General features: G+C 45.6%; 21 protein-coding genes, 3 pseudogenes and 1 riboswitch. Of the genes and pseudogenes, 18 read left to right on the top strand and 6 right to left on the bottom strand.

Annotated elements, in window-relative coordinates; translation table 11 throughout:
- The first annotated feature begins 24 nt into the window (after window positions 1–24).
- The 14 genes and pseudogenes from DXD02_RS05280 (at window position 25) to DXD02_RS05220 (ending at window position 15,882) form a co-directional block, all read left to right on the top strand.
- Complete coding sequence (locus DXD02_RS05280) at window positions 25–1,266, top strand: IS256 family transposase (protein ID WP_117761756.1); 1,242 nt, start codon at window positions 25–27, stop codon at window positions 1,264–1,266.
- Window positions 1,267–1,427: 161 nt separating this feature from the next.
- Window positions 1,428–2,210, top strand: a pseudogene (locus tag DXD02_RS05275) (site-specific integrase); the annotation flags it as partial.
- Window positions 2,211–2,452: 242 nt separating this feature from the next.
- A complete protein-coding gene (locus DXD02_RS05270) occupies window positions 2,453–2,890 on the top strand; it encodes a radical SAM mobile pair system MarR family transcriptional regulator (RefSeq protein ID WP_007884694.1) in 438 nt (145 codons plus the stop codon).
- On the top strand, window positions 2,887–3,576 hold the full coding sequence (locus DXD02_RS05265; RefSeq protein WP_117509300.1) for a radical SAM mobile pair protein A: 690 nt from the start codon (window positions 2,887–2,889) through the stop codon (window positions 3,574–3,576). The genes DXD02_RS05270 and DXD02_RS05265 overlap by 4 nt, the downstream gene beginning before the upstream one ends.
- A complete protein-coding gene (locus DXD02_RS05260; protein ID WP_055228656.1) occupies window positions 3,564–4,472 on the top strand; it encodes a radical SAM mobile pair protein B in 909 nt (302 codons plus the stop codon). Before DXD02_RS05265 ends, DXD02_RS05260 begins: the two co-directional genes overlap by 13 nt.
- A 44-nt stretch (window positions 4,473–4,516) precedes the next feature.
- Entirely contained in the window at window positions 4,517–4,750 is a 234-nt protein-coding gene (locus tag DXD02_RS05255; protein ID WP_243106352.1) for a hypothetical protein, read from the top strand.
- 155 nt (window positions 4,751–4,905) lie between these two features.
- Window positions 4,906–6,792, top strand: a pseudogene (locus DXD02_RS05250) (hypothetical protein); the annotation flags it as partial.
- A gap of 511 nt (window positions 6,793–7,303) precedes the next feature.
- On the top strand, window positions 7,304–7,726 hold the full coding sequence (locus DXD02_RS16070) for a hypothetical protein (protein WP_330425765.1): 423 nt from the start codon (window positions 7,304–7,306) through the stop codon (window positions 7,724–7,726).
- Window positions 7,727–7,990: 264 nt separating this feature from the next.
- Entirely contained in the window at window positions 7,991–8,323 is a 333-nt protein-coding gene (locus DXD02_RS05245) for a helix-turn-helix domain-containing protein (RefSeq protein WP_199691634.1), read from the top strand.
- A gap of 135 nt (window positions 8,324–8,458) precedes the next feature.
- Window positions 8,459–8,534, top strand: a riboswitch (cyclic di-GMP riboswitch).
- A 136-nt stretch (window positions 8,535–8,670) separates the two neighbouring features.
- Window positions 8,671–10,404 (top strand): sensor histidine kinase, encoded by a 1,734-nt coding sequence (locus tag DXD02_RS15765; RefSeq protein ID WP_243106355.1) that lies wholly within the window; start codon window positions 8,671–8,673, stop codon window positions 10,402–10,404.
- Window positions 10,401–10,703, top strand: coding sequence for a response regulator (locus DXD02_RS15760; protein ID WP_243106357.1), 303 nt, complete (start codon window positions 10,401–10,403; stop codon window positions 10,701–10,703). Before DXD02_RS15765 ends, DXD02_RS15760 begins: the two co-directional genes overlap by 4 nt.
- Window positions 10,704–10,833: 130 nt before the next feature.
- Window positions 10,834–13,662 carry a transporter substrate-binding domain-containing protein gene (locus DXD02_RS05230; RefSeq protein WP_119199135.1) on the top strand — a complete coding sequence of 943 codons (2,829 nt, stop codon included), beginning with the start codon at window positions 10,834–10,836 and terminating at the stop codon, window positions 13,660–13,662.
- Window positions 13,663–13,862: 200 nt separating this feature from the next.
- Window positions 13,863–14,675: a LicD family protein gene (locus tag DXD02_RS05225; protein ID WP_158579613.1), complete on the top strand. Its 813-nt coding sequence runs from the start codon at window positions 13,863–13,865 to the stop codon at window positions 14,673–14,675.
- A 31-nt stretch (window positions 14,676–14,706) separates the two neighbouring features.
- Window positions 14,707–15,882: a glycosyltransferase gene (locus DXD02_RS05220; RefSeq protein WP_117760761.1), complete on the top strand. Its 1,176-nt coding sequence runs from the start codon at window positions 14,707–14,709 to the stop codon at window positions 15,880–15,882.
- Window positions 15,883–15,945: 63 nt separating this feature from the next.
- Here DXD02_RS05220 and DXD02_RS15755 read toward each other — a convergent pair whose 3' ends face one another.
- From DXD02_RS15755 to DXD02_RS15745, 3 genes and pseudogenes are all read right to left on the bottom strand, one after another.
- Window positions 15,946–16,167 carry a diguanylate cyclase domain-containing protein gene (locus DXD02_RS15755; protein WP_369123060.1) on the bottom strand — a complete coding sequence of 74 codons (222 nt, stop codon included), beginning with the start codon at window positions 16,165–16,167 and terminating at the stop codon, window positions 15,946–15,948.
- Window positions 16,168–16,172: 5 nt separating this feature from the next.
- A pseudogene (locus tag DXD02_RS16220) lies at window positions 16,173–16,478 on the bottom strand (GGDEF domain-containing protein); the annotation flags it as partial.
- A gap of 202 nt (window positions 16,479–16,680) precedes the next feature.
- Window positions 16,681–17,406, bottom strand: a complete 726-nt coding sequence (locus DXD02_RS15745) for a transposase (RefSeq protein WP_243108239.1) — start codon at window positions 17,404–17,406, stop codon at window positions 16,681–16,683.
- A 173-nt stretch (window positions 17,407–17,579) separates the two neighbouring features.
- Between DXD02_RS15745 and DXD02_RS05205 the strand changes: the two genes are divergently transcribed.
- From DXD02_RS05205 to DXD02_RS05190, 4 genes are all read left to right on the top strand, one after another.
- Complete coding sequence (locus tag DXD02_RS05205) at window positions 17,580–18,098, top strand: DUF4118 domain-containing protein (protein WP_118666488.1); 519 nt, start codon at window positions 17,580–17,582, stop codon at window positions 18,096–18,098.
- Window positions 18,099–18,229: 131 nt separating this feature from the next.
- Window positions 18,230–18,538 carry a sensor histidine kinase gene (locus DXD02_RS05200; protein WP_243001858.1) on the top strand — a complete coding sequence of 103 codons (309 nt, stop codon included), beginning with the start codon at window positions 18,230–18,232 and terminating at the stop codon, window positions 18,536–18,538.
- Window positions 18,531–19,232, top strand: a complete 702-nt coding sequence (locus DXD02_RS05195) for a response regulator (protein ID WP_022461465.1) — start codon at window positions 18,531–18,533, stop codon at window positions 19,230–19,232. The genes DXD02_RS05200 and DXD02_RS05195 overlap by 8 nt, the downstream gene beginning before the upstream one ends.
- Window positions 19,233–19,314: 82 nt before the next feature.
- Window positions 19,315–20,091 carry a GTP pyrophosphokinase gene (locus DXD02_RS05190; protein ID WP_055227650.1) on the top strand — a complete coding sequence of 259 codons (777 nt, stop codon included), beginning with the start codon at window positions 19,315–19,317 and terminating at the stop codon, window positions 20,089–20,091.
- Between the two features lie 326 nt (window positions 20,092–20,417).
- On the opposite strand, the gene DXD02_RS05185 is transcribed toward DXD02_RS05190, so the two are convergent.
- The 3 genes from DXD02_RS05185 to DXD02_RS05175 form a co-directional block, all read right to left on the bottom strand.
- On the bottom strand, window positions 20,418–21,371 hold the full coding sequence (locus DXD02_RS05185; protein WP_055227649.1) for a tRNA dihydrouridine synthase: 954 nt from the start codon (window positions 21,369–21,371) through the stop codon (window positions 20,418–20,420).
- Window positions 21,372–21,600: 229 nt separating this feature from the next.
- Complete coding sequence (bsh, locus tag DXD02_RS05180; RefSeq protein WP_055219508.1) at window positions 21,601–22,575, bottom strand: choloylglycine hydrolase; 975 nt, start codon at window positions 22,573–22,575, stop codon at window positions 21,601–21,603.
- Window positions 22,576–22,859: 284 nt separating this feature from the next.
- Entirely contained in the window at window positions 22,860–24,686 is a 1,827-nt protein-coding gene (locus DXD02_RS05175; RefSeq protein ID WP_118659630.1) for a bifunctional diguanylate cyclase/phosphodiesterase, read from the bottom strand.
- Between the last annotated feature and the right edge of the window lie 237 nt (window positions 24,687–24,923).

Genomic DNA, 24,923 nt, shown 5'->3' with positions numbered 1-24,923 from the left:
ATATCATTAGGAGGACCTTTTATTATGGCAAGACAAAAGAAACCGGTACATCGAGTACAAATGACCGAAGGAAAACGAAACATCATCCATCAGCTCCTGGAAGAGTATGATATCCAGTCTGCTGAAGACATCCAGGATGCGCTCAAGGATCTTTTAGGCGGTACCATTAAGGAAATGATGGAAGCGGAAATGGACGATCATCTCGGCTATGAAAAATCAGAACGTTCGGATCATGATGATTACCGCAATGGGTATAAGCGCAAACAGGTCAACAGCCGATATGGATCGATGGAAATCGAAGTGCCGCAGGACCGAAAATCAACATTTGAACCACAGGTGGTGAAAAAACGTCAGAAAGATATTTCTGATATTGATCAGAAGATTATTTCTATGTATGCCAAAGGAATGACTACCCGACAGATTTCCGAAACCATCGAAGATATTTATGGCTTTGAAACCTCGGAGAGTTTTATTTCCGATGTAACCGATAAGATCCTGCCACAGATCGAAGACTGGCAGAACCGGCCGTTGGACGAAGTCTATCCCATTCTCTACATTGACGCAATTCACTATTCCGTAAGAGATAATGGTGTGATCCGAAAGCTTGCAGCTTACGTGATTCTTGGAATCAACACGGAAGGAAAGAAAGAGGTTCTGACCATCAGCGTTGGCGACAATGAAAGCGCAAAATACTGGCTTTCCGTTATGAACGAACTGAAAAACCGGGGTGTCAAAGATGTATTAATCATCTGTGCAGATGGTTTAACCGGCATCAAAGAAGCAATCGCTGCTGCTTTTCCAAAAACCGAGTATCAGCGCTGTATCGTACACCAGGTAAGAAATACACTGAAATATGTCCCTGACAAGGACAGAAAAGCATTTGCAGCGGATCTGAAGACCATTTATCAGGCCGCAGATGAAAAGAAAGCGCTGGCAGCCTTAGATCGTGTAACTGAAAAATGGTCTCCCAAATATCCGAATTCCATGAAACGCTGGAAGGATAACTGGGATGCCATCTCTCCAATTTTCAAGTTTTCAACGACGGTCAGAACGGTGATTTATACCACCAATGCGATTGAATCCCTGAATTCCACCTACCGGAAGCTGAATCGGCAGAGAAGCGTATTCCCAAGCGATACGGCCCTTTTAAAAGCGCTGTACCTGGCCACTTTTGAGGCTACGAAAAAATGGACCAGTACGATTCGAAACTGGGCGCAGGTATATGGCGAACTGAGTATTATGTACGAAGGTCGTCTTCCAGAATAACGAGTAAACCGACGATCAAGACAGGCGGAAAACCGCCTGCTCTTGACATGCCATTCAACAACTGTTATATATAAAACAAGGGTGAAAAGCTCAAACTGTAAGCTCACCACCTTTGCATATCATAGAAGAATCTTATTTACAGACTTTTTCTCACAGTCTCTAAACTGCGGTATCAGACGGACGAAGTTGATTTGTTTTCGGATGAGGACATGGACGGAAATATCCAACCAATTTCACGAGAAGATTATGAAAGACTGCTTGCGTATCTTCAAAAAAAGAACCCAGCCGCAATACTTCCAATCCAGATAGCCTATTATGCCGGACTCCGTATTGGAGAAGCCTGCGGTTTGGCATGGCAGGACGTAAATCTGGAAGAACAATGCCTTACCATAAGACGCAGCATCCGATATGATGGTTCAAAGCGCAAATATATCATCGGACCAACCAAGCGGAAAAAAGTGAGGATTGTTGATTTTGGAGATACGCTGGTAGAGATTTTCCGTAATACCCGGAAAGAGCAGTTAAAAAATCGAATGCAGTACGGAGAACTTTATCACACGAACTACTACAAAGAGGTCAAAGAGAAAAACAGAGTGTACTACGAATATTATTGCTTAGACAGAACAGAGGAAGTCCCGGCAGATTATAAAGAAATTTCTTTCGTCTGTTTAAGACCGGATGGTTGTCTGGAACTTCCAACTACTTTGGGAACTGTTTGCAGAAAGGTGGCAAAAACATTAGAGGGATTTGAAGGCTTTCATTTCCACCAGTTACGTCACACCTATACAAGCAACCTTTTAGCAAATGGAGCAGCCCCAAAAGATGTGCAGGAATTGTTAGGACACTCAGATGTCAGTACCACAATGAATGTCTATGCTCACTCCACAAGAGATGCTAAACGAAAATCGGTTAGGCTTCTTGATAAAGTGGTAGGCAATGATTAAAGAAATTCCCTTATTTCCCTTGTAATTATCTCATAAGGGCAAAAATAAGGGAAACTACATATCATTTCACTAATGGACAGGCGGGAAAGCCTATAAAATGGGGAAAGTTAGAGGAATAATTATATAAATTCAAGTTTGGAGAATTGAAAAAAACGGAATTTACCTATTAAGACATATAAACTCTTGACAATAAAGCTCCTATATAGTATGTTTTTAATAAACTACTATATAGGAGCTTTTGCATGGAAATGAATGGAGGATTTCTTGTCACCAAAATAAAACAGCTTGGAGACCGGATTTTTGAGAAGATTCTCAGTGAAAAGAATATTGATGCGTTTAATGGAGCCCAGGGACGTATTCTTTATGTGCTGTGGCAGGAGGATGGTATCTCAATCAGGTCACTCTCGACTAAATGCGGATTAGCGATAACATCTCTTACTACGATGCTGGAAAGAATGGAAAATCAAGGGCTGATAAGCCGTGTTCAGTCTGAAACGGACAAAAGGAAAACACTCCTGTTTCTGACTGAGAAAGCACATGCCTTAAAGGGCGAGTACGATTCTGTATCTGATGAGATGGGCAGTATTTACTACAAAGGTTTTTCAGAGGAAGAAATTATCCGGTTTGAGGAATGTCTCGACCGCATCAGAAAGAATCTTGAGGAGTGGCAGAAGTCATGAGTATTTGTATCAAAGATCAGATTCAGAACATGAATATCGTCATTGGCTGCACAGTGGGGTGTACATATTGCTATGCCCGCAACAACGTGAAACGCTGGCATATGATTGATGACTTCGCTGACCCTGAATTCTTTCCGGGTAAGCTCAAGATGATGGAAAAGAAACGTCCGCAGAACTTTCTTCTTACTGGGATGAGCGATCTCTCCGGATGGAAGCCGGAATGGAGAGACGAGGTATTTGCAAAGATCCGTGAAAATCCACAGCATCAGTTCCTGTTCCTTACCAAGCGACCTGATCTGCTGGATTTTGATACCGATCTGGAAAATGCATGGTTTGGCGTTACGGTGACGAGGAAAGCCGAACTGTGGCGTATCGACGCCCTTCGGAAAAACATCAGAGCAAAGCATTACCATGTTAGCTTTGAACCGTTATTCGACGATCCCGGTACAGTTGACCTTTCCAGAATCAACTGGATCGTTGTCGGCACTATGACCGGGGCTCAGAGCAGGAAGATTCATACGGAGCCGGAATGGGCATGGTCTCTGACGGATCAGGCACACGCACTCGGCATTCCGGTGTTTATGAAGGAAGACCTTGTCCCTATCATAGGGGATGAAAATATGATTCAGGAAATGCCGGAAGAATTTAATAAAGTGTTAGAGGTACAGAAATCATGGAAGAAGTAATAAATGGAATCCTCATTCGTGAGGTGGAAACAAAGAACATCATGACTAAGTCTAGTCTGCCGGTAGGCGGTTACTCGGTCAATCCCTATGTGGGCTGTACACATGCCTGCAAGTATTGCTATGCTTCTTTTATGAAGCGCTTTACCGGGCACAAGGAGGAATGGGGCACTTTCCTTGATGTGAAGCATTGGCCGGAAATTAAAAATCCGAAGAAATATGCCGGACAGCGGGTGGTCATCGGTTCTGTGACAGATGGCTACAATCCACAGGAGGAGCAATTCGGGAATACCAGAAAACTTCTGGAGCAGCTGATCGGCAGTGACGCAGATATTCTGATCTGCACAAAGTCGGATCTTGTGGTACGGGATATTGATCTGCTGAAGAAGCTTGGACATGTAACCGTTTCATGGTCGATCAACACACTAGATGAAAATTTCAAGAACGATATGGATTCTGCTTCGAGCATTGAGCGCCGTATCTCTGCTATGAAGCAGGTATATGAAGCAGGTATCCGTACAGTCTGTTTCGTATCCCCGGTATTCCCCAGTATCACGGATTTTGAAGCAATCTTTGAGCGGGTAAAGGATCAGTGCGATCTGTTCTGGCTCGAAAATCTCAATCTTCGAGGCGGTTTCAAAAAGACAATTATGGATTATATCGCCGGAAAATATCCTGATCTTGTACCACTTTACGACGAGATCTATAACAAGCATAACCGCAGCTACTTTGAAGCACTTGAAGTAAAAGCTGAGAAAATGGCTAAGAAGTATGATTGTGCCTTTGTGGATAATGAAATGCCTTATGGCAGAGTCCCGCAGGGACATCCGGTGATCGTAGATTATTTCTATCATGAGGAAATCCGTGGGACAGAGAATACCGGAAAAAGAAATCGCTAACTTCAAGTTTGCAGGGAAGGTGGCTATCATGGAGATGAAGAGAAATGGATGAGAGGAAAGCGTATTGGTTTGAACAGCCATATATGCCGCAGATGAAAAATATTGCGGTGGCTCCTGTTATTCTGGAAGATGGAAGACTGTCCTTCTGTGTTCCAGGGGATGATTATTTTGAGTTCCAGTGTGATGATGAAGTGATGCACAGACGGGGTGGAACATATAAATTTCATGCTTTGGATGTTGATACATTCCGCAGGGAAACGTGTCAGTGGATATCATAGGGAAAAGAGATTGCAGACTGCTGTAAAACAACAGAAGAACTGCATGAATGCTACCTGAAACATTGGACTTATAACAGATAGAATGATTATATTTACGAAGGCATCGGTCACCTGGTTGGCTGGTGCTTTTTTCGTGAGGAAATGGAGGTGGCGGGATGTATCCGGTATCGGATGGGTTTCTGAGAGCTGTGAAGAGCAATACAAGAAAATATTACTGGACGGGTACGATCGTTACCAGAGGCGGAATGACGTATGAGTTCGGGGCGAAGGAGATTGTGAAGGGTTCCGGGTATATTTCCAGGCAGTGCTGTGGAAGCACGGAAATTGAACTGGGGACGGTGTATGCGGCGGAGATGGGGATCACGCTTCTGAGTGACATTGACAGGTATACGCTGGAGGATGCTCAGGTGACGCTGGTGTTTCATCTGGTGCTGGCGGATGATTCGGTGGAAAATGTGCCGATGGGAGTTTTTGAGGTCAGTGAGGCGAACCGTCTGGCAAAGTGCCTGGAACTGAAAGCCTATGATTTTATGCTGCGGTTTGATAAGAGTTTCAACGGGTTTGAGACTGTGGGGACTGCTTATGATTTTATTGCTTTGTGCTGTAAGCGGTGTAAAGTGGAGTTTGCGAATAAGAGGGCGGAGATTGATGCCATGCCGAATGGCGGGGTGACGCTTTCTGTTTATACTGAAAATGATATTGAGACCTGCCGGGATGTGCTGTTTTATGTGGCACAGGTTCTGGGAGGTTTCTTTATTATTAACAGGGAGGGAAAGCTGAAACTGAGAAAGTACGGGAAGGATCCTGTGATGAAGGTGGAGCAGAGACACCGGTTTTCTTCCAGCTTTTCGGATTTTATTACCAGATACACGGCAGTGAGTTCCACCAACAAGCAGACGCAGATTGCAGAGTATTATGCTCTGGATCCGGATAATGGGCTGACCATGAACCTGGGTGTGAACCCGCTTCTGCAGTTTGGGTTAAAGGAGACCAGGGAGATGCTGTGCAGGAATATCCTGGCAGATCTGTCTGTGATCCGGTATGTGCCGTTTGATTCGGATACCATCGGGAACCCTGCCCTGGATCCAGGGGATGTGCTGACATTTGCGGGAGGACAGGCGGATGAGGGACAGATCACCTGTATCACTTCCATCAGACAGAAAATCGGGGGAAAGCAGAGCCTGAAATGTGTGGGGAAGAACCCGAGGCTGGATCAGGCGAAGTCAAGGAATGACAAGAATATTTCGGGACTGCTGAATCAGATTGAAGACAATGCGAAGACCGGGAAGATCGGGATCCATACGTTTACCAATGCTTCCGCGCATGAGATCGGGCAGACGAAGGTGAAGCTGATCAGTATCCAGTTTGCTTCTTCTGAGGAAAACCACATGCAGTTTTTTGCGCAGGTTGTTGTGGATGTGGCTGCGGATCCGGTGGAACGGTCTGCGGAGGCTTCCGGGACTGTGGTGATTCCATTTCCGGGCGGAAGCGGCAGTGGAACTGGAAGTGGTACGGGTGGTTCTGATGGAACCGGGGAGACATCGGATGCAGGAAGTTCTGAAAATGATGCGGCAGGGAATGAAGTTGGAAATACTTCTGGGAATGAGAATACAGGGAGTACGGATGATGTCGCTGGTGGCTCGGATTCCGGATCCGGAACCGGGAGTGGTTCGGAGGTTTCTGTGGATGTGAGCCTGCCGGTGAAGTGGCAGGAGGACGGACAGGCGGTCTGCCATGTGGTCTTTGAATTTAATAATGAGGAGATTGTGGAGCATTGTCCGGTGGAGACCTGGCATTCCGGGAAACATATTTTGTCGCTGTATTATCCCATTGAGAAGATCGTTGCCAATTATACGAATATATTCAATGTGTATCTCTGGATGGAGTATGGCAGCGGTACGGTTGATGTGGGAGACTGCATTGCTTCTGTCAGCGGACAGGCAATGGCGGCTGGGGAAGCCTGGGACGGAAAGCTTGAGGTGGAGGATTATACCACGAGATTTGCCATTGGCGGAGGACTGGATGTGAATGTTTTCCGGGATTCGCAGGAGTATCTGGAAACCATCCGTGCCGACGGGTATGCCACTTCTTTTTCCTATGTGGAAGACTGCATGAAGGTGATCCGTCAGTATGAACTGACAAGATTTGATGAAGGGGGATGTGAGGCTATGGCAAAGACTGCTGAGAGTGTTCTGGATGTGATGAGGGGATGGCTGGGATTCAGTGAGGCCAATGGAAAGTTTAGGGAGATTATTGACTTGTATAATAGTGTGAAGCCGCTTCCCAGAGGATATGCGGTGCAGTATTCGGATGAATGGTGTGATACCTGTGTGTCTGCTGCAGGGATCAGGGCAGGATGCAGTGAGCTGATCGGCAGGGAGTGCGGCGTGGAGGAACACGTGAAGATCTTCAGGGAGATGGGGATCTGGATCGAAGACGGAACCATCACGCCGGAGCCGGGTTATGTGATTGTGTATAACTGGGACAAGGCCACACAGCCGAATGACGGGTACAGTGACCATATCGGTTTTGTGGAGGAGGTTTCCGGTGGGAATGATTACTGCTATTGAAGGTAACCGGGGTGAAAAGGTTGACAGAAGGGTGATCCCCCTGGGATGGGGATATATCCGCGGATATGCGGCTCCGCAGTATGAGAAGGCTGTGAAAGGAACCAGCGGGAATCCTGGTACAGGAAAGAAAAGTGTGGAAGCTGTGGCGAAGGAAGTGATTGCCGGAAAGTGGGGGAACGGCGAGGACAGAAAGAAGAGACTGCAGGCTGCAGGGTATGATTATCCGGCAGTGCAGGCGAAGGTGAATGAGCTGGTGAAAAGTAGCAACAAAAAGAGTGTGGAAACTGTAGCAAAGGAAGTCATTGCCGGAAAGTGGGGGAACGGCGGGGACAGAAAGAAGAGACTGCAGGCTGCGGGATATGATTATGGGGCAGTGCAGAGAAAAGTGAATGAGTTGATGAGATAGTAGGAAGCCTGCTGTTGTCTGTGGAGAAATCTGCGGATGATGGCAGGCTTATTTTTTTGTTTGAGGTTTCAAACTTTTATGTGACAAACATAACTGTCTGTGCTATTATAAAAACGATATAAGCGAAAATGACTTTTGCGGAAACGAAAGTATCTTTATATTTTTTTATCCGTATACTTCCTATAATGGGAATGAATACTTGCAAAGTTGATTACTAATATTTTTTCATTATTACAGGTACAATAAGAACATGTAATAGCGGAAATGAGGTATAGTTACTTGCAGATAGAGAAGTATATTGCGGATAAAATAACATTTTTGTGTGAAAAGCGTGATATCAATAAATATAGATTATCGCAGCTGTCGGGAATTTCCCAGTCATCACTGGGAAGAATCATGGCGCAGGAAAACCTGCCGTCGCTGATTACACTTGAAAAAATATGTGCAGCTTTGGACGTGACATTATCACAGTTTTTTCAGGAAGGTAATTCAGAGAATCTGACAGAAAAACAGAAAGAAGTTTTAAGGATATGGAACAATCTGAGTACAAATGAGCAGGAAACAGTAATGTCAATGCTGCGTGGACTTCGGAAGTAGGAGAACAGTTCGAGTATATGTATCGGCTGTTCTTCTTTTGTTTTTAGGCGTTAAAACGGTAATGTTTTTCTTGTACATAGTCGAGCATTAGAGTATAATAAAACCAGTTTTTTTTCATATGTTTAAAAGCTATAATAAGAAAAACGGCAAAACAGATGAAAGTCTGCGACGCAAAGCTATAGGGCCTGTAAAATGGTAGCCAGTTGCCACGTTAAAGATGCATTGTCTGCAATGACAATGCTTTTTTCATTTTTGGAGATTAAAAAGAAACTAAAACAGGCAATAATTGGTGGCTGCTAAAATATAAAATGAAGTAGATAAAAACGCAGGTGTAAAGGAAATCGGTTATGTGGAAGAAAATTAAGTCAGCACAGGAACGAAAAAATACATTTAGGATAAAAAAAGAGTTATGGATACCGGTATTTGTATTGATGATCGGTTTGGTTGTTCTGGTGAATATAGGCATTCGTGCGGATAGCAGTCAAAGGTATTTGATAAGGTCAAGAGCTGAATTAAACGCAGTAACGTATGCAGATCATATGAAGGCTGATATCGTGAGGGGAATTGATATTACAAATAGTTTTGAACAGATTGTTATTAGTGAAAACGGAAAAATTTCCATGTTCTCGAAAGTTGCGGAGAATATGATGGCAGATTATGTCCAGAGTATTCAGATCGCACCAGACGGCGTAGTGACTGAGATTTATCCGGAAGACGGAAATAAGGCTGGAAAGATAGATCTTATTCATGATAAAGAACGAGGAAAGATATCTTGTTATGCCAGAGACAATGATGTGATAACCATGCAGGGACCATTTTCTTTGAAACAGGGTGGAACGGGGATTGCTGTAAGAAATCCGGTGTATGTGGAGCAGAAAAATGGCGAAAGGACATTTTGGGGATTTACAATTGTAATTATTCGTGTACCGGATATATTCGCTGATTCTATAAAGTCACTTACCGATTTTAGCTATGAATATAAGTTGTCTAAAAGTATTGCACCGTGGGATGAAACATACGAAGAAGTGTATGGCTCAGGTGTGGAAATGATTGATCCTGTCACATATACTTTCGAATTAGGTGACAGTCAATGGGTTCTGGAAGTGATGCCTGAAAACGGATGGAATAGCAATGAAAAGTTATATAGACTATGGGGCTGCGGTTTACTGATTGTTTTGCTTTTAACTGGATTTGTTTTTATGATTATGTTACTGCACAGGACACAGGAATCGGAAAACACAGTAGTGAAATTAAATAAAAAACTGCAGAAAGCATTGGAGCAGGCGAAAACAGCCAGTGTTGAAAAATCTAATTTTCTGTTTAATATGTCACATGATATACGTACTCCTATGAATGCAGTTATTGGTATGACGTCATTAATAAGACATGATGCAGGAAATAAAGATAAAGTAATAGAGTATGCAGATAAAATAGATGTTTCATCCCAGCATCTGTTAGGGATTATTAATGATATTCTGGATATGAGCAAAATTGAGGCAGGAAAAACAGTTTTTAAATACGATGATTTCTCTATTCTGAATTTTATACAGGAAATCAATAATCTATTTCATTCACAGATAGATGAAAAGAAACAGATTCTTACAACAAAGAAAAATATCCGACATGAGTGGGTGAACGGGGATCAGCTTCGCCTGATGCAGATTTTCAGCAACCTGCTTTCTAATGCAGTGAAGTACACGCAGGAAGGTGGAGAAATTCAGTTTCTGGTAGAAGAATGTGAAACAAATTCATCCGTCTATGCAAAGTACCGTTTCTTAGTCAGGGATAATGGAATAGGAATGTCAGCAGATTTCAAAGATAAAATCTTTGATGCTTTTACCCGTGCCGAAAATTCTGTGACGAATAAGATCCAGGGAACCGGTCTTGGAATGGCTATTACCAGAAATCTGGTTGAAGCAATGGGAGGTACCATTGATGTGGAGAGTGAACTGGGACAGGGAAGTTGTTTTGAGGTTCTCATAGAGCTGAGAATTGCAGAGGATAGAACAGTTGCTCTGGCGGCACAAGAAGACACAGATGAGCAGAATGTACCATCTGTGAAAATGGTGAAGAGGTTTTGAAAGCATTTGAACAGTCTGCTCCGGGGGATTATGACATGATCCTGATGGATGTGCAGATGCCTGTTATGAATGGTTATGAGGCAACAAAGGCAATCCGCAGAAGCTCCCATGAACTGGCAAAGACGATTCCGATCATTGCCATGACTGCGAATGCATTTTCCGAGGATATCCAGCATTCTCTGTCAGCCGGTATGAATGCACATGTTTCAAAACCGGTTGAGATGACGGTACTGGAAAAGACAATCAGAAGCATAAAATCCGGCGGGGGGGGCACCGAACCGCAGGTCACTGAACAGTGACAAATGGATTTGATGCGGTAGTGCAATTTTATTAAACCAGGAGGTTGACAAGGAGATGTATAGAGAAATATATTTGACAGACAGACAGACAGACAGACAGACAGACAGACAGACAGACAGGAGATTTAATATGATTTCGAGAGCAAAGAAATATGTGGCAGTATTACTGGCTTTTGTATGCGTGTGTATGATATTTTCTCCCCAGACTGCATATGCAGCCGAGGACAGTTCGCAGCATGAAACTGTCAAAGTCGGTTTCTTTGCCATGGATCGTTATCATGTGATGGATGAAGAAGGCAACCGCAGTGGGTATGGCTATGATTTTCTTCGGCTGATGGCCCGTTATTGGGATGTAGATTACGAATATGTCGGATATGATAAGAGCTGGGATGATATGCAGCAGATGCTTGAAGATGGCGAGATTGATATGGTAACATCTCCCCGCAAAACACCGGAAAGAGAAGAAAAGTTTGATTTTTCACGTCCGATCGGAACCAATAATGGGATTCTGACCGTCCGCAGTGACAACAGCACGATTGTGGATGGCAATTACAGTACTTACAACGGTATGCGTGTGGCGTTTTTGAATGGAAGCTCCGAGATAAAGAGTTTTGCGGATTTTGCAGGCAACAAAGGATTTACATATGATCCATTTTATTTTGATACGACAGCAGAGATGGAGGAAGCTCTTCAGAGTGGAAATGTTGATGCTATTGCTGCTAGTTCTCTGAGAAAAACAAACAATGAGCGTATCGTGGATAAATTTGACAGCAGCGATTTCTATGTCATGGTTAAAAAAGGTAATACAGAATTGCTGAATGAGATCAATTATGCAATCGACCAGATGAATGCAGTTGAGGGTGACTGGAAAACGACACTTTATAATAAAAATTATGAAAGCATCGAAACTAAGAATCTGGAATATACGGAGAAAGAAAAAAGTATTATTTCACAGTATTCCAAGGACAACCCGCTTCATGTTCTGTGTGATCCGACCCGTTATCCATATTCTTATAATGAAAATGGTGAGATGAAGGGTATTATCCCGGATTACTTCCGGAAAATTGCAGACTATGCCGGGATTTCCTATGAGTTTCTTACACCTGCCACCAGAGATGAGTATATTGCTTATCAGAAAAATAAGGAAACCACAGATATGAGCATCGATGCGCGCCTGGAAACAGATAACTATGCTGAGACGAAAAAATGGGGGATTACTGCACCTTTCATTACGATGCAGCTGGCAAGGGTGACACGGCGTGACTTTGATGGAAAAATTAATGTTGTTACTACTGTTGACCAGACAGCATCAAATTCCATTGAAGATGCAATGGCACCCGGTGCAGAAAAACTGATGTGCAGTACCCGACAGGAAATGATGGAAGCTGTCCGTGAGGGTAAAGCAGATGCTGCCTTCGTCTACTATTACATGGCACAGGCGTTTGTGAACAGTGACACTACGGGCACCATGACATATACTCTGCTGGAACAGCCTACATTCACCTACCGCATGGTAATTTCATCAACTGAGAACCATGCGCTGGCTGGTATTCTGACGAAAGCAATGTATGCCATGCCCCAAAATCTTGTTGAAGATCTTGCAGCACAGTATACCACATACAAAGCAACAGAGCTTACACTTGTTGACTGGATCCGTCTGCATCCTGTTGTTACTGTTTGGGTTCTTCTTATTTTTGGATGGCTGCTGACTGCTATGGCTGGGACAATGGTGCGTCTCAGTGCAAGAAAAAAAGCTCAGAAGGCGGCCCAGAAGAAAGCTGAGGAAATGGCGGAACTGGCAGAGCATGCACAGGCTGCAAACAAGGCAAAAACAGCATTTCTGTCACATATGTCCCATGATATGAGGACACCGATGAATGCAATCATAGGATTTACCGGTATTGCAATGAAAAACAATCCGTCAGACGAAGTGAAAAATTGTCTGGAAAAGATTGACGAAAGCTCAGAGCATTTACTGTCGCTGATCAATGATGTATTAGATCTGACCCGCATCGAAAGTGGAAAAGTGAAATACAATCCGGTACCGGCGGATGTGAAAAACATTACAGATTCTGCATTGGATATTATAAAAGGCTTTCTTACGAACAGGGATATCAACTTTAAGATTCAGCGTGAAGATGCAAAGATTCCGAATGTACTTGCGGATCCTGCACGCCTGCGCGATGTGCTGGTCAATATTCTGAGCAATGCCGTAAAATACACTCCGGATGGAGGAACGATTACATTTGAAGCCCGGTGTCAGGAGAAGGGCGGGGATGGATATATAAATATGCGTTACCGCATTTCGGACACTGGTATTGGCATGAGTGAGGAATTTACAAAAGAAGTTTTTGAGGAATTTGCACAGGAAGATTCCGATGTGAGAACGCAGTACCATGGAGTTGGACTGGGGATGGCTATCGTAAAGAAGTATGTAGATATGATGGGTGGAACCATTTCCGTGCAGAGTAAAAAGCATGAGGGAACCACATTTGTTGTGGATATTCCTTTGGAAATTACAGATAAGGAATGTAATAAGGCAGACACAGGTTTTTCTGAAAAGGTAAATCTTACAGGTGTGAATGTCCTTCTTGCAGAGGATAATGAACTGAATGCAGAGATTGCTGCCGTGCAGTTGGAAGAGTTCGGGATGAATGTAGAAAGAGCTGTGGATGGAAAGAATGCTGTTGAGATTTTCAGAAATCATCCGGAAGGCACATTTGATGTAATCCTGATGGATATCATGATGCCTGAAATGAATGGTTATGAAGCGGCAAAAGCAATCAGGGCAATGAATGACAGACCGGATGGAAAAAACATTCCTATTATAGCAATGACAGCTAATTCATTTGCAGAAGATGTTCAGGCATCACTGGATGCAGGAATGAACGCACATTTGTCAAAGCCGATTGTGATTGATGAGGTTATAAAAACGATTATAAGGTATGTATATCATTGATTAGCAGAGGTTCATGAATTAGTGGAATACAAGAGGAAGGAGAGAGAATGAAGAGAAGAAAAGAGCTAAGTTTCTGTCTGACAGCAGTGTGTGTGGTATCCTTACTGTCCGGATGCGGAGCGGCAGGAACTTTAAATTGAAAAAATCCGGCAGAGTGTTTATAATGGATGGGAAAAACAAAACAGAAAGGCAATGCCGTTATGCGTAAAATTACAGAATTAAAAGAAAAACAGGAGATTGCGCTTGGAATATTACTGTATCTGGATGAAGTCTGCCGGAAACATCACCTGATCTATTTTGCAGCAGATGGAACGCTGCTCGGGCTGATCCGGCATCAGGGGTTCATTCCGTGGGATGATGATGTGGATGTCTGGATGCCGAGAGCGGATTATGAAAAACTGGAACAGATTGTAAACAGCGAAACGGATACACCGTACCGCGTCATGAATTTTCATAATACAAAGGGTTTCACACTGGCATACGGAAAGCTGGTACACACCGGAACGAGTCTCGTGGAGCACGTGGCAGGAGCTGTGGATACCGGTCTTTTCGTCGACATTTTCCCGTTTGACGGACTGCCGGAAAAAGATACACCGGAGTACGACCGTCACTGGAAAAAGCTGCTGTTTCTGGAAAGCCAGCGGATGAATGCATTCCGCACCTACCGCCAAACCTTAAAAGGAAACAAAGGAAGCTTCGCAAAATGGTGCAAATGGGCGATCCGGAAATGCTATGGAAAAGAGCGGATTCTGCGCGAGATGGAAAAAGAGTGCAGAAAGTACCGCGCGGAGGACTCAAAGTGGGTGGCCTGCCAGTGCGGCGGTTACCGCAAGTCGGACGCGATTCCCAAAACAGCGATCGAAGAGATCGTGCGCCTTCCGTTTGAAGGCCATCTGATCAATGCCCCGGCGGGATATGAGACGTATCTTCACACCCTGTACGGCGATTACCATCAGCTTCCGCCGGAGGATCAGCGTCATCCTGCGCATGTGGGAGATGCCTACTGGCGTTAGAACAGAGAAAAAAGCAGATGAGAGGTAAGCAATGAGTAAAATACTGGTGCTGGGACGTACCATGGACATGGGCGGAACGGAAGTTGCCATGGCAGCGCTGCTGCAGAAACTGGTGGAGAAAAAAGAAGATGTAACGCTTCTTCTGGTCGAAAAAAGAGGCGTTCTGCTGGAGCGGATTCCGAAGGAAGTGGAAGTGCGCCAGATGATCTGGAACAAAAAACCGCATCCGGCTTTGGAACGGATTGTGGGAAAACGGGAGACACCGGCAGAACGGTCTTTCTATGCCAGAGGAATGGGCGTATTTCTGATGCGCGTCGTGTATGGAAAGAAACGGTATGGAAAACTGTATGAACGGATTCTGGAGTGTGTGGAGCCGGAAACCAAACAATACGATCTTGTTTTCGACTTTTTCGGATTCGGTGCGTTCACAACCGCATTCGGAGCCAGAAAGACGAATGCGCGGAAAAAAGCGGTCTGGTTCCACGGAGAAAATCTCTGGTGGCTGTTCCGGACCAGGGACTTTATTCCGGAGTATGATAAAATTTACTGTGTTTCCGAGCCTGTCCGAAAACAGGTCATTGCCCGTTTTCCGGAACTCGCGGACCGGACAGAGGTTCTGCTGAATTTCATTGACATCAAACAGGTGCAGAGACGGAGTGAGGAGCCGCTTAGCGATCCGCAGTACACAGGAGAGCTGAAATTTCTGACGGTGGGAAGAGCTTCGGAAGAAAAAGGATATGATATTGCGGTGCAGATTACGGCGGAGCTGAAAAAACGGGGACTTCGCTTCAAATGGTTCATCATCGGTGATGGAAGAGATCTGAACAAGCTGCGGACCATGGCAAAGGAATATCAGGTGGAGCAGGAAATTATTTTTCTCGGAATGCGCGAAAATCCTGCGCCGTACGTAAAATCCTGCGACCTGTATCTCCAGCCGTCCCGTCACGAAGGCTATCCGATTACGATTGTAGAGGCGAGAAGCCTGCAGAAGGTCATCATCGCTTCCGATATTCCGTCCATGCGCGAGCAGATCCGGGATGGGGAAAACGGATATCTCTGTCCGCTGGATGTGATGCAGTTTGCCGATAAAATCCAGAAAGTGCTGGCAGATCAGGAAGGACGCGATGCGGTCAGAAAGAAGCTGCGGGAGGAACCCATTGATTTTTCAGCGGGATATGCGCAGATAGAAGCGTTTGCAAAAAAATAAAAGAGAAACAGCAAGAAAAAACGCCAGAACCGGCGATAAGATATTTCCGGTTCCGGCGTTTCTTTAGTCCTGGCGTCCCTGCTTGCTCTGCTGCTTGTTTTCATACATATATTTATCTGCTTTGTCAAACAGCGTGCGGAGCGTACATTCGTTGTAATCGGTGGAAAGTGCCCAGCCGTGGGAATAGCTGATGCGGAACTGGGTTCCGTAGCTGTTGAACTGTTCGACTTCGTTCTGAAGCTCTGTGAGGATTTCTGTGATGCTTTCGCGGGTTGCATCATAGATGACCGCCATAATTCATCGCCGCCGTATCTTCCTACGAAATGCTTCGCGGGAATCGAGTTTCGCAGCAGCCGGGCAAAGTTCAGAATCAGCTGGTCGCCAATGGAGTGGCCGAGGCTGTCGTTGACGCGTTTCAGGTTGTTCATGTCAAAGACGATACAGGCGGTAGGAGTTTTGATGAATTCCACATTGTGGAACAGCTCTTCGCACTTGCTCTTGTTCGGCAGTCCCGTGTGAAGGTCGATGTAGGCTTTCTGTTCCAGCTGGCGGTTGGCACGGGAAACTTTGACTGCGGCAACCGTTTCATCTGCCATCTGGAAATACGTCTCGCTCATGTCTACCAGATCCGCCGTTCCGTTTTCTCCGGATCTGACCTTCTGAATTTCATTTTTCAGTTTATCCCAGCAGGCAATCTGGACATCCAGTTTTTTCTGATAATCCTTGTCGGAAAGACTCACGAGATCGTAGTGGCCGTCCTCGTATTTCAGTCCGCTTAAGATATCGTCCAGGTAAGGTCTATCTCAAATCCGGAAAGATCCCATACTTCAATACTCTTTTTCCCTTCCTGAAGCTCCTTTTTCTCCCCTCGTCCCGCTGAAACATGCTTTCCGCATCCTGAAACAGAAGCCTTCTTTCATCTTTCAGACGGATTACCGTTTCTAAACCGCATTCCTTCAAAGTATTGATAAACAGGGCATTCAGGTACAGTGCATCTGCCACAATCACATCTGCGAAATGACCATGCCTTTTCTTTAAATGCCGGATGAGCCTTTTCGCTCCTGTCAGTTCCCCTTCATCTTTTTCTGAACCATCTCTGGGTTTCAGCATTTCCTGCCCAAAGATCACATGCGGCGATTTTCCTACCGTCATACATACCACACTTCGATGAAAGTATTTTGTCTTCCCCGTCCCGTTCTTCCGGCTCAGGCAGTCTGGACAGGACTTTTTTGTACTGCTGAATAATTCCACCCCATCAATACCTGCCGCAACATATCCGCCTATGGTTCCTTCCCGAAATACGCGGTTGCGTTTCAGAACATCAATCGTCTGCGCGTGAATTTTCTCGATTTCTTTTGGATCAATCCGGGAAAGAAGATCCCTGACTGCATCAACTTTTGGGATTTTTCCACGGATACAGTTTTTCAGTCGTTTCTCCATGCTTTCCGGCGCTGAAAAAATGGTGTGAAAACTTTCATACTGAAGCATCAGGAAAATCAGCACTGGCATAACGATATTAAACAACGGGAGGGATTTTCTTTTTCTTTCATCGGATAAACCCTTGATTTTTTGTGGAATTTTGTATACACTTTTCATATAAGTTAGCAGTTTCTTCAATGCTAATTTTTCATTAAGGACACCTTCTTTCGTATGTTTGTGGGGTAACATAATTATACAATAAAAGGTGTCCTTTTTGAGTGTTTATCCGGACTGCGGCACAGATGGCCCGGGCATTTGGTGCTAATTTTACAGCACTGTATGTGCAGACCGCGGAACCGGCAGAGAAAACGCCGGAGGATCAGGCAAGGCTGCAGAAGCATATCCGCCTGGTAGAACAGAGCGGGGCGGAGATTGTAACGACGCACAGCGAGGACATTGCCCTGCAGATTGCAGAATATGCGAGAATTTCCGAAGTAACGCGGATTGTCATTGGAAAAAGCATGATGGATCAGGGATTTTTTCGAAAGAGAAGGGGATGGACCGAACGGCTGACCGATCTGGTGCCGGATTTGGAAATCCATATCATTCCGGATTCCAATATCATTACCATATATCTGGTCGGCGTTATGATGACGTCCATTCTGACCAGCGGTTATACCTGCAGCGTAATCAGTTCTGTGATCAGTGTAGTGCTGTTTAACTACTTCCTGACAGAACCTTCTTTTCAATACCAGCCAGCTTCTGCAGAAGGCAGAGGATGCGTCGGAGATTTTTGATATTACAGCGACAAAGCTTGTAAAACTGCTGGGAAGGGATCTGACGGCCGCACCGGCAGGGGCACAGGAGAGCAGAATTGTCCGCGGAACACTTTACAGCGCGCAGACAGGAGGAAAGACGGAAAAAATCTTTGACCCAAGGGAACAGGAAATCATTCAGTGGGTTCTCGACAGCCAGAAAAGAGGAGAAAAATATCTGGATCGCGGTGGAGGACAACGGCCCCGGGATTCCAAAAGAGTCCAGAGAGCATGTGTTTGAGATGTTCTATTCCGGGAAAAATAAAGTAAGCGACAGCCGCAGAAGCCTTGGCCTTGGACTGGCACTCTGCCGTTCGATTGTAAATGCGCACGGCGGGGAGATAGCACTTTATGACTGCGATCCACAGGGCTGCTGCTTTCGGTTTACCCTGCCGCTCAGTGAGGTGAATTTGAATGAATAAGACATTAATTCTGGTTGTGGAAGATGATACGCCGGTTCACAACCTGATTACTACGACGTTAAAAACACACGATTATAAGTATATTTCTGCAAAGAACGGTGCGGGTGCCATTATGGAGGCATCCACACATAATCCCGACATTGTTCTGCTCGACCTTGGCCTGCCGGATATTGATGGCGTAGAGGTGATTGAAAAGATTCGAAGCTGGTCGAATATGCCGATTATCGTAATCAGTGCAAGAAGTGAGGACAGCGATAAAATCGAGGCATTGGACGCAGGAGCGGATGATTATCTGACGAAACCGTTTTCTGTGGAGGAACTGCTGGCCCGCCTTCGAGTCACACAGCGCCGTCTGTCCCAGATGCAGGCAGAAAATGGAGTCCAGTCGGCTGTCTTTGAAAATGGCGCACTGCGGATCGAGTACGCAGCGGGGTGCGCATATCTTGACGGAGAGGAACTTCATCTGACCCCAATCGAATACAAGCTGCTCTGCCTGCTGTCGCAGAATGCAGGGAAGGTGCTGACGCATACGTTTATCACACAGAAAATCTGGGGAAGCAGCTGGGAGAATGATATCGCTTCCCTCCGTGTTTTCATGGCGACGCTTCGGAAAAAGCTGGAAAAGAACGGAGAGCAGACGCAGTATATCCAGACGCATATCGGGGTTGGCTACCGGATGCTGAAGGTAGAGTAAAAGAAGAAAAAATTTGACTTTACAGGCCTAAAATGATAGCATAAAGGACAGAGAACGCAGTTTTGGGAGGACGAAAAAACGGATGATGAAAAACCTCGAAGTACTGGAGGAAATAAAAAAACAGGGAAAAAACCTGATTGGGACAAAACGGGATGAGTTTGTAAAGCAGAATCTTTTATCGGATGAGTTTATTGAGATGATGCAGAAGAACAAAAAGCCGTTCGATCTTCTGATGTCGTATTATCAGTGCGCCATTATGGAAATCGAGACAAAGTTCCGGGTGCTGAATCAGGAATACTCGCTTTCCTATGACCAGAACCCGATCGAAGGAATCAAAACAAGGGTCAAATCGTATGAGAGCATTATGCGGAAAATCCGCGTGAAAGACATCCCGGTCACACTGGAGTCTATCGAGGAAAATATCCGCGATATCGCCGGTGTGCGCGTGATCTGTTCTTTTCCAAGCGATATTTATAAGCTGGCAGACAGTTTTCTGAAACAGGATGACATTACGCTGATTGAGCGGAAGGACTATATTCAGCATCCGAAGGAGAGCGGCTACCGCAGTCTTCATCTGATCGTTCAGGTGCCGATCTTTTTACAGGATACAAAGAAACTGGTTTACGTGGAAGTACAGTTCCGTACGATCGCGATGGATTTCTGGGCGAGTCTGGAGCACAAGATGCGCTACAAGAAAAATATTCCCGAAAATCATGTCAAATATCTGCAGGATGAACTCTACGACTGCGCAAGACAGAGCGCGGAGCTGGATAACCGTATGCAGAATATCCGGAATCTGATTGCAGAGGAAGCAGAAGAGGAAGAGTGCGATACGCTTGCAATGCTGCCGATGAAATAGAGAACGGATTTGGGAGTTGGAGAAAAAGAGCATAAAAATACGCCGCAGGTCTAGTGATCAGATCTGCGGCGTATTTTTGCTCATGCTTCTTTCGAATAATGAATATGCTGCAATTTCCATTTCTCGTCCTCTTTGACGGCGACCTGTGTCTCGAGTCCGCGGATGCCGTACGAAGTGCCATCCTCACGGCGGATGCATTCGGTGTGGTAAGAGAAAAGGATGAGAGCTGTGTTTTCGTTGATCAGACGCGGTTCAATTTTATCTGTGCGGAACAGGATGGAAAAATCAAGCGAAGGTTCATAAGCGGCTTGCGCGGCTCGATTCGGTTAAAAAATCAGCTCCTGTTCCCGAAAGAGCGAATCAACGGCCTCTTCATACTCGGCAAGGCGATTTGCTTTTTTGATCTTTTTCAGATACTTCTGGGGATTCGTAAACGATGTTCCGAGGTAAATCCACAGTGCCTTTAATTTAAACAGCACATTTTTATCCCCGGAAATAACGCGCGCATAGCCGGCACAGAGATCTTCGCAGAATGCGCGCAGCAGCTCCTTATCTGCCGGAGCTAAATTTTCACTGCTGGCAGGATCTGTACTGCGCAGCATCCCGATCAACCAGGGGTTCTGCAGCACCCCGCGGCCGAGCATGACCTTTTCCGTCAAGGGAAAATCATGGCAGAGCTTCTGAAAATCAGCGGTTGAGAAAAGATCCCCATTGTAGCACAGCGAGTGGCGGCTCGTCTCATATGCTGTCCGATAACACTCCATGCGCGGCGTATATTTGTAGAAATCTTTCTGAATCCGCGGATGAATAATCAGCTCTTCCAGCGGATATTTGTCATAAATCGCAAGCAGCGTCTCCCACTCATCGGTGTCGGTTGTGCCAAGTCTTGTCTTGATGGAAATCCGGCAGTCGCAGGACGAAAAGATTTCATCGAGAAATGCATCGAGTGTATGCGGCCACGCAAGCAGTCCGGAGCCGCGCCGCTTGGCGACAACCGTGCCGGACGGACAGCCAAGGTTTAGATTGACGGTATCGTAGCCGTACTCCTTCAGTTCTTTTGTCAGAGAAAGAAAGTCCTCCGCCTGGTTTGTGAGAATCTGCGGGATCACCGTCATCCCTTCGTTATGCTCCGGGAGAATGTCATTGCGCTCGCGGGAGCTCATCTTTTTATTTGTAATAAATGGCGTGAAATAACGGTCAGCCGCCGGAAAATATTTGTGGTAGGCGCTCCGGTACACATATCCGGTCAGCCCTTCCATCGGGGCGAGATAAAATTGCATGATGATAAAATCCTTTCAAAAAAATCGGTTTTCCAATACGAAAAGTGTATCATAAAACTGCCGGAAGAGACAGAAAAAAATGAAAGTAAAATAATATCTACTAAACAAGTAAGAGGTTAAAAGAAGAAGCCGGTGCGACGTCTGTTTTACAATGTGTGATGAGATGTAGAAAAAATCCGATACAGAATCTTTTTTGAGGGGTCCTCAAAGATTTCTGTACCGGATTTTTCTAATTCTGCATATGAATCTGCTCGCCCGTCACCGGCGCAAAGCAGCGAAGCGTTTCGCCATCGAGATTCTCGCGGTGCATATCAACCGCAGAAATCTGATGATTGTCATACGTCGTATAATAGTAAATTCCCTGCGTCGCATTGCAGCAGGAAGTATAGAGCGTGATCTCATACTTTCCGTCCGCCACCTCGCAGCATCCTCTCTGCTGGTCGACAGAATTTAAAATATGGAAAAACTGGCTGACACTCTCCGTTTCGCTGTTTCCCGAGATCGAGTTCTGCTTTACAAACGCCACGCGTGCAAAGCGGGAAGCAGACGAGAGGTCGCCCGGCAGTCCAAGACCGCCCATGCCACGGCTGTACGTAGAAAGATCGAGCTGGTTGGAAAACGTGTTGGCCGGCTGTTTTGGTGACAGATGCAGGTAATTGTTCAGTGAGAACATCTGCATTGGAAACGGCGGATTGTTTGTCAGAACGCCGACCGGATTGTCGTAGACATGCAGACCGTCCGCCGTGGATTCCACGGTGATGGCACCCGATGCATCTGCGATGATCCAGTGAAGCTGTGCGAGCGGAAGATTCTTTTTAAAAGGTGTGCTGATGAGATTGATACGGGAGAGGGATTCTTTTGCTTCCGCAAGCGAAGCACATGTACCGAGAATCCACGGGATCAGCTCGAACTGCGCGATATTGTCTTTCTCCGGTTTCGGATCGAAATAAACGGCATTTCCTACAAAATTAAGGCCGGCGATACCAAGCCCTTTTTCATTGAACGCCTCATAATAGAGCGGGTAATCATCCATCACACACGCCATGCCGATCATTGCATAGTGATGGGAAAGGGACGGCATATGAAGAAAGGAAAACGGGTAATTGCGAGGTGTGACGGTGATCTGGTCGCCATAGGAAAATTCATAATCGAGTGTGCGGCCCATATAAAAGTCGCGTGTTTGATAGGTTGCTGCTGTACACATAGAAAAACTCCTTTCGATGGATGATTTGTCATTGCTGTAAGGTATCATAGCACAGAAGCGGAGGAACGAACAGGAGAAAAATATGAAAAAAGTATAAAAAAGGATCCTGTCAGGCAGAACCCTTCGAGTGTAAACAAAACCCTGCTTTTGCAGGGTTTTGCTATGGGCGTTTTTAAGGGATGACTTCTCAAATACGCTATGGGTCTCTGACCGGTGCATGTTTCAAAACAGCAGATCAGCCATAAATTCTGTCATTTGAAATGATGCTGCAGGAAGAGGTGGAATTACGCAAGATGCTTCCGGAAGTGTTCTATGACAGCAACGGATTCTGCACTGACAGGTTTCGGAACAGCGGACGGTTTTGCAAGAAAATAGCCCTGCAGGAGATCAACATCCAGTTCCAGTACCTTCAAAAGTTCAGCTGGAGTTTCCAGACCCTCGGCAATGATTTTCATGCCTCTTTGATGTGCATAGGAAACAATATTTTCTACGATCTGCTGCTTGTCCGGATCGGAGTCGATATCGCGGATGATGGAAAGATCCAGCTTGATATACGCCGGTGCAAGCTCCAGAAGCGTTTTTTCATTGCTGTAGCCGCTGCCGTAGTCATCCAGGGCAAATACACCGGAAAATCCCGGCATCTCACGTTTTTTCAACAGAGCTGTAAGATCCTGTGAATCCTCCTCTGTGATCTCGATGACAATCCGATCCTGAAGAAAGCTGTATTGTTCGACGTAAGCCACTGACTCATCGTGATTCATGTATTGGCTTGCAATCGAATTGACAAAGAGAAGCTCATCACCGCGTATCTGATGGGTGGAGAGGAATGTGGCATAGGATTTTGCAGAGAGAAACATAGTCAGACGTTCTATTTCATGCAGGCACTCTTCCTCGTGAGCCAGCTGCAGGATCTGATCCGGACGAGTAAGTGCCGGGAGATTTCCGCGCATCAGCGCCTCGTAGGCGTAGATACTGCCGTCCGCAGCGGAAACAATTGGCTGGAAGTAATACGTAAACAGCTCTTCATTCAACATTTTATGGAACAGGCGGCGCATCTCGGTTTCCTTTGCGTTTTTTGTAAAAAGCTCCAGATCGAATTCGGTAATGTACCCTTTTTCTGCTTTCTTTACCTGGTACATTGCGAAATCCGCATATTTTTTCAGCGTAGACAGATCTGTACTGTTTTCCGGATACCAGGAAACTCCGCCGGAAAGGCGAAGGGGCAGTTTACGACCACTTGGCAGCTCCAGGGCTGTATTTGAAACCGCAAGGGAAAGATTCTGCAGCAGTGCTCGAATTTCTTCCTGCGATTGGTAGCCGTAGAACAGAAGATTAAATTCATCGCCGGAAATACGGGCACAGAGCGTTTTAGCCGGCACAGAGGAGATAAAACACTGTCCTGCCTGCCGGATATAGGCATCGCCCCAGTCGTGGCCGAAGGTGTCGTTGGTGCGTTTTAGATTGTCAAGGTCGATCATCAGAAGGGCAGCGTGACCGAGAACTTCCGAATGCTCAAAAAGAGCTTCACTTTCCCGCTGAAACGCGCGTCGATTGTAGAGACCGGTCAATGCATCGTAATCACGCTCGTGCTCTATGCGCTGCCGTTCCAGCATAACGGAGGTAAAATCTTCGACAAGTCCGATCTGCGCATAGCCCTCGCGGGAGGTCTCCATACGGATGTAGCGGATTGTTCCGTCAGAAAATGAAATTTCATACACCTTAGAATGCCCGACCCATACGGTATGAGAATGTGTCTGGTCAAATTCACGCAGCATCTGCTGGAAATACCGGGTGGAAAGCCCGGAGACATCTTCAGATGGAAGGTTGAGCATGGGAAAAAAGTTCTTTGTGACATAGACCGTGTTGAGATCAAAACGCATCTCATAGCCACCCAGTTCAATACTTGCCATTTCCATGATACGCAGGAATTTTGTGGAGGTTGTCAGAATAATGTGGATACTGCCGTCATCGGAAAAGTCACCTTCTTCCAGGTAATTGGGAAGATAGGCAGCCTTTTCTTTCTCTGTAAGATAAGGGGAAAGATCAACGACCTGTCCCATCTGCTCAAGCGTATAGGCGGTATCGGCGTAGGCGGAAAAAATATTTGGCATGGCAAGGGCACCAACCCTTCCTTTGGCGGCATCGAGAACATTTTTTCCAGGTCATTGATGCTGCCCTGACTGGAGGCTTCGACCGTAATATGCTCTTTTTTTCCGATCGTTGTATTGAATTCCTCAACAAGACGTTCAAAGGAAGCTAACTGATCTCCGTTGTAATACGTCCATACGGTCAGCGTAACGGGTTTGTCGGAGGCGCGGCATCCGCCAAGAAGCGATACAGCGAGAATA

The organism is Blautia sp. TF10-30 (assembly GCF_003481245.1).
Lineage (GTDB): Bacteria > Bacillota > Clostridia > Lachnospirales > Lachnospiraceae > Fusicatenibacter > Fusicatenibacter saccharivorans.
This window is presented reverse-complemented; position numbering and strand designations above follow the sequence as displayed.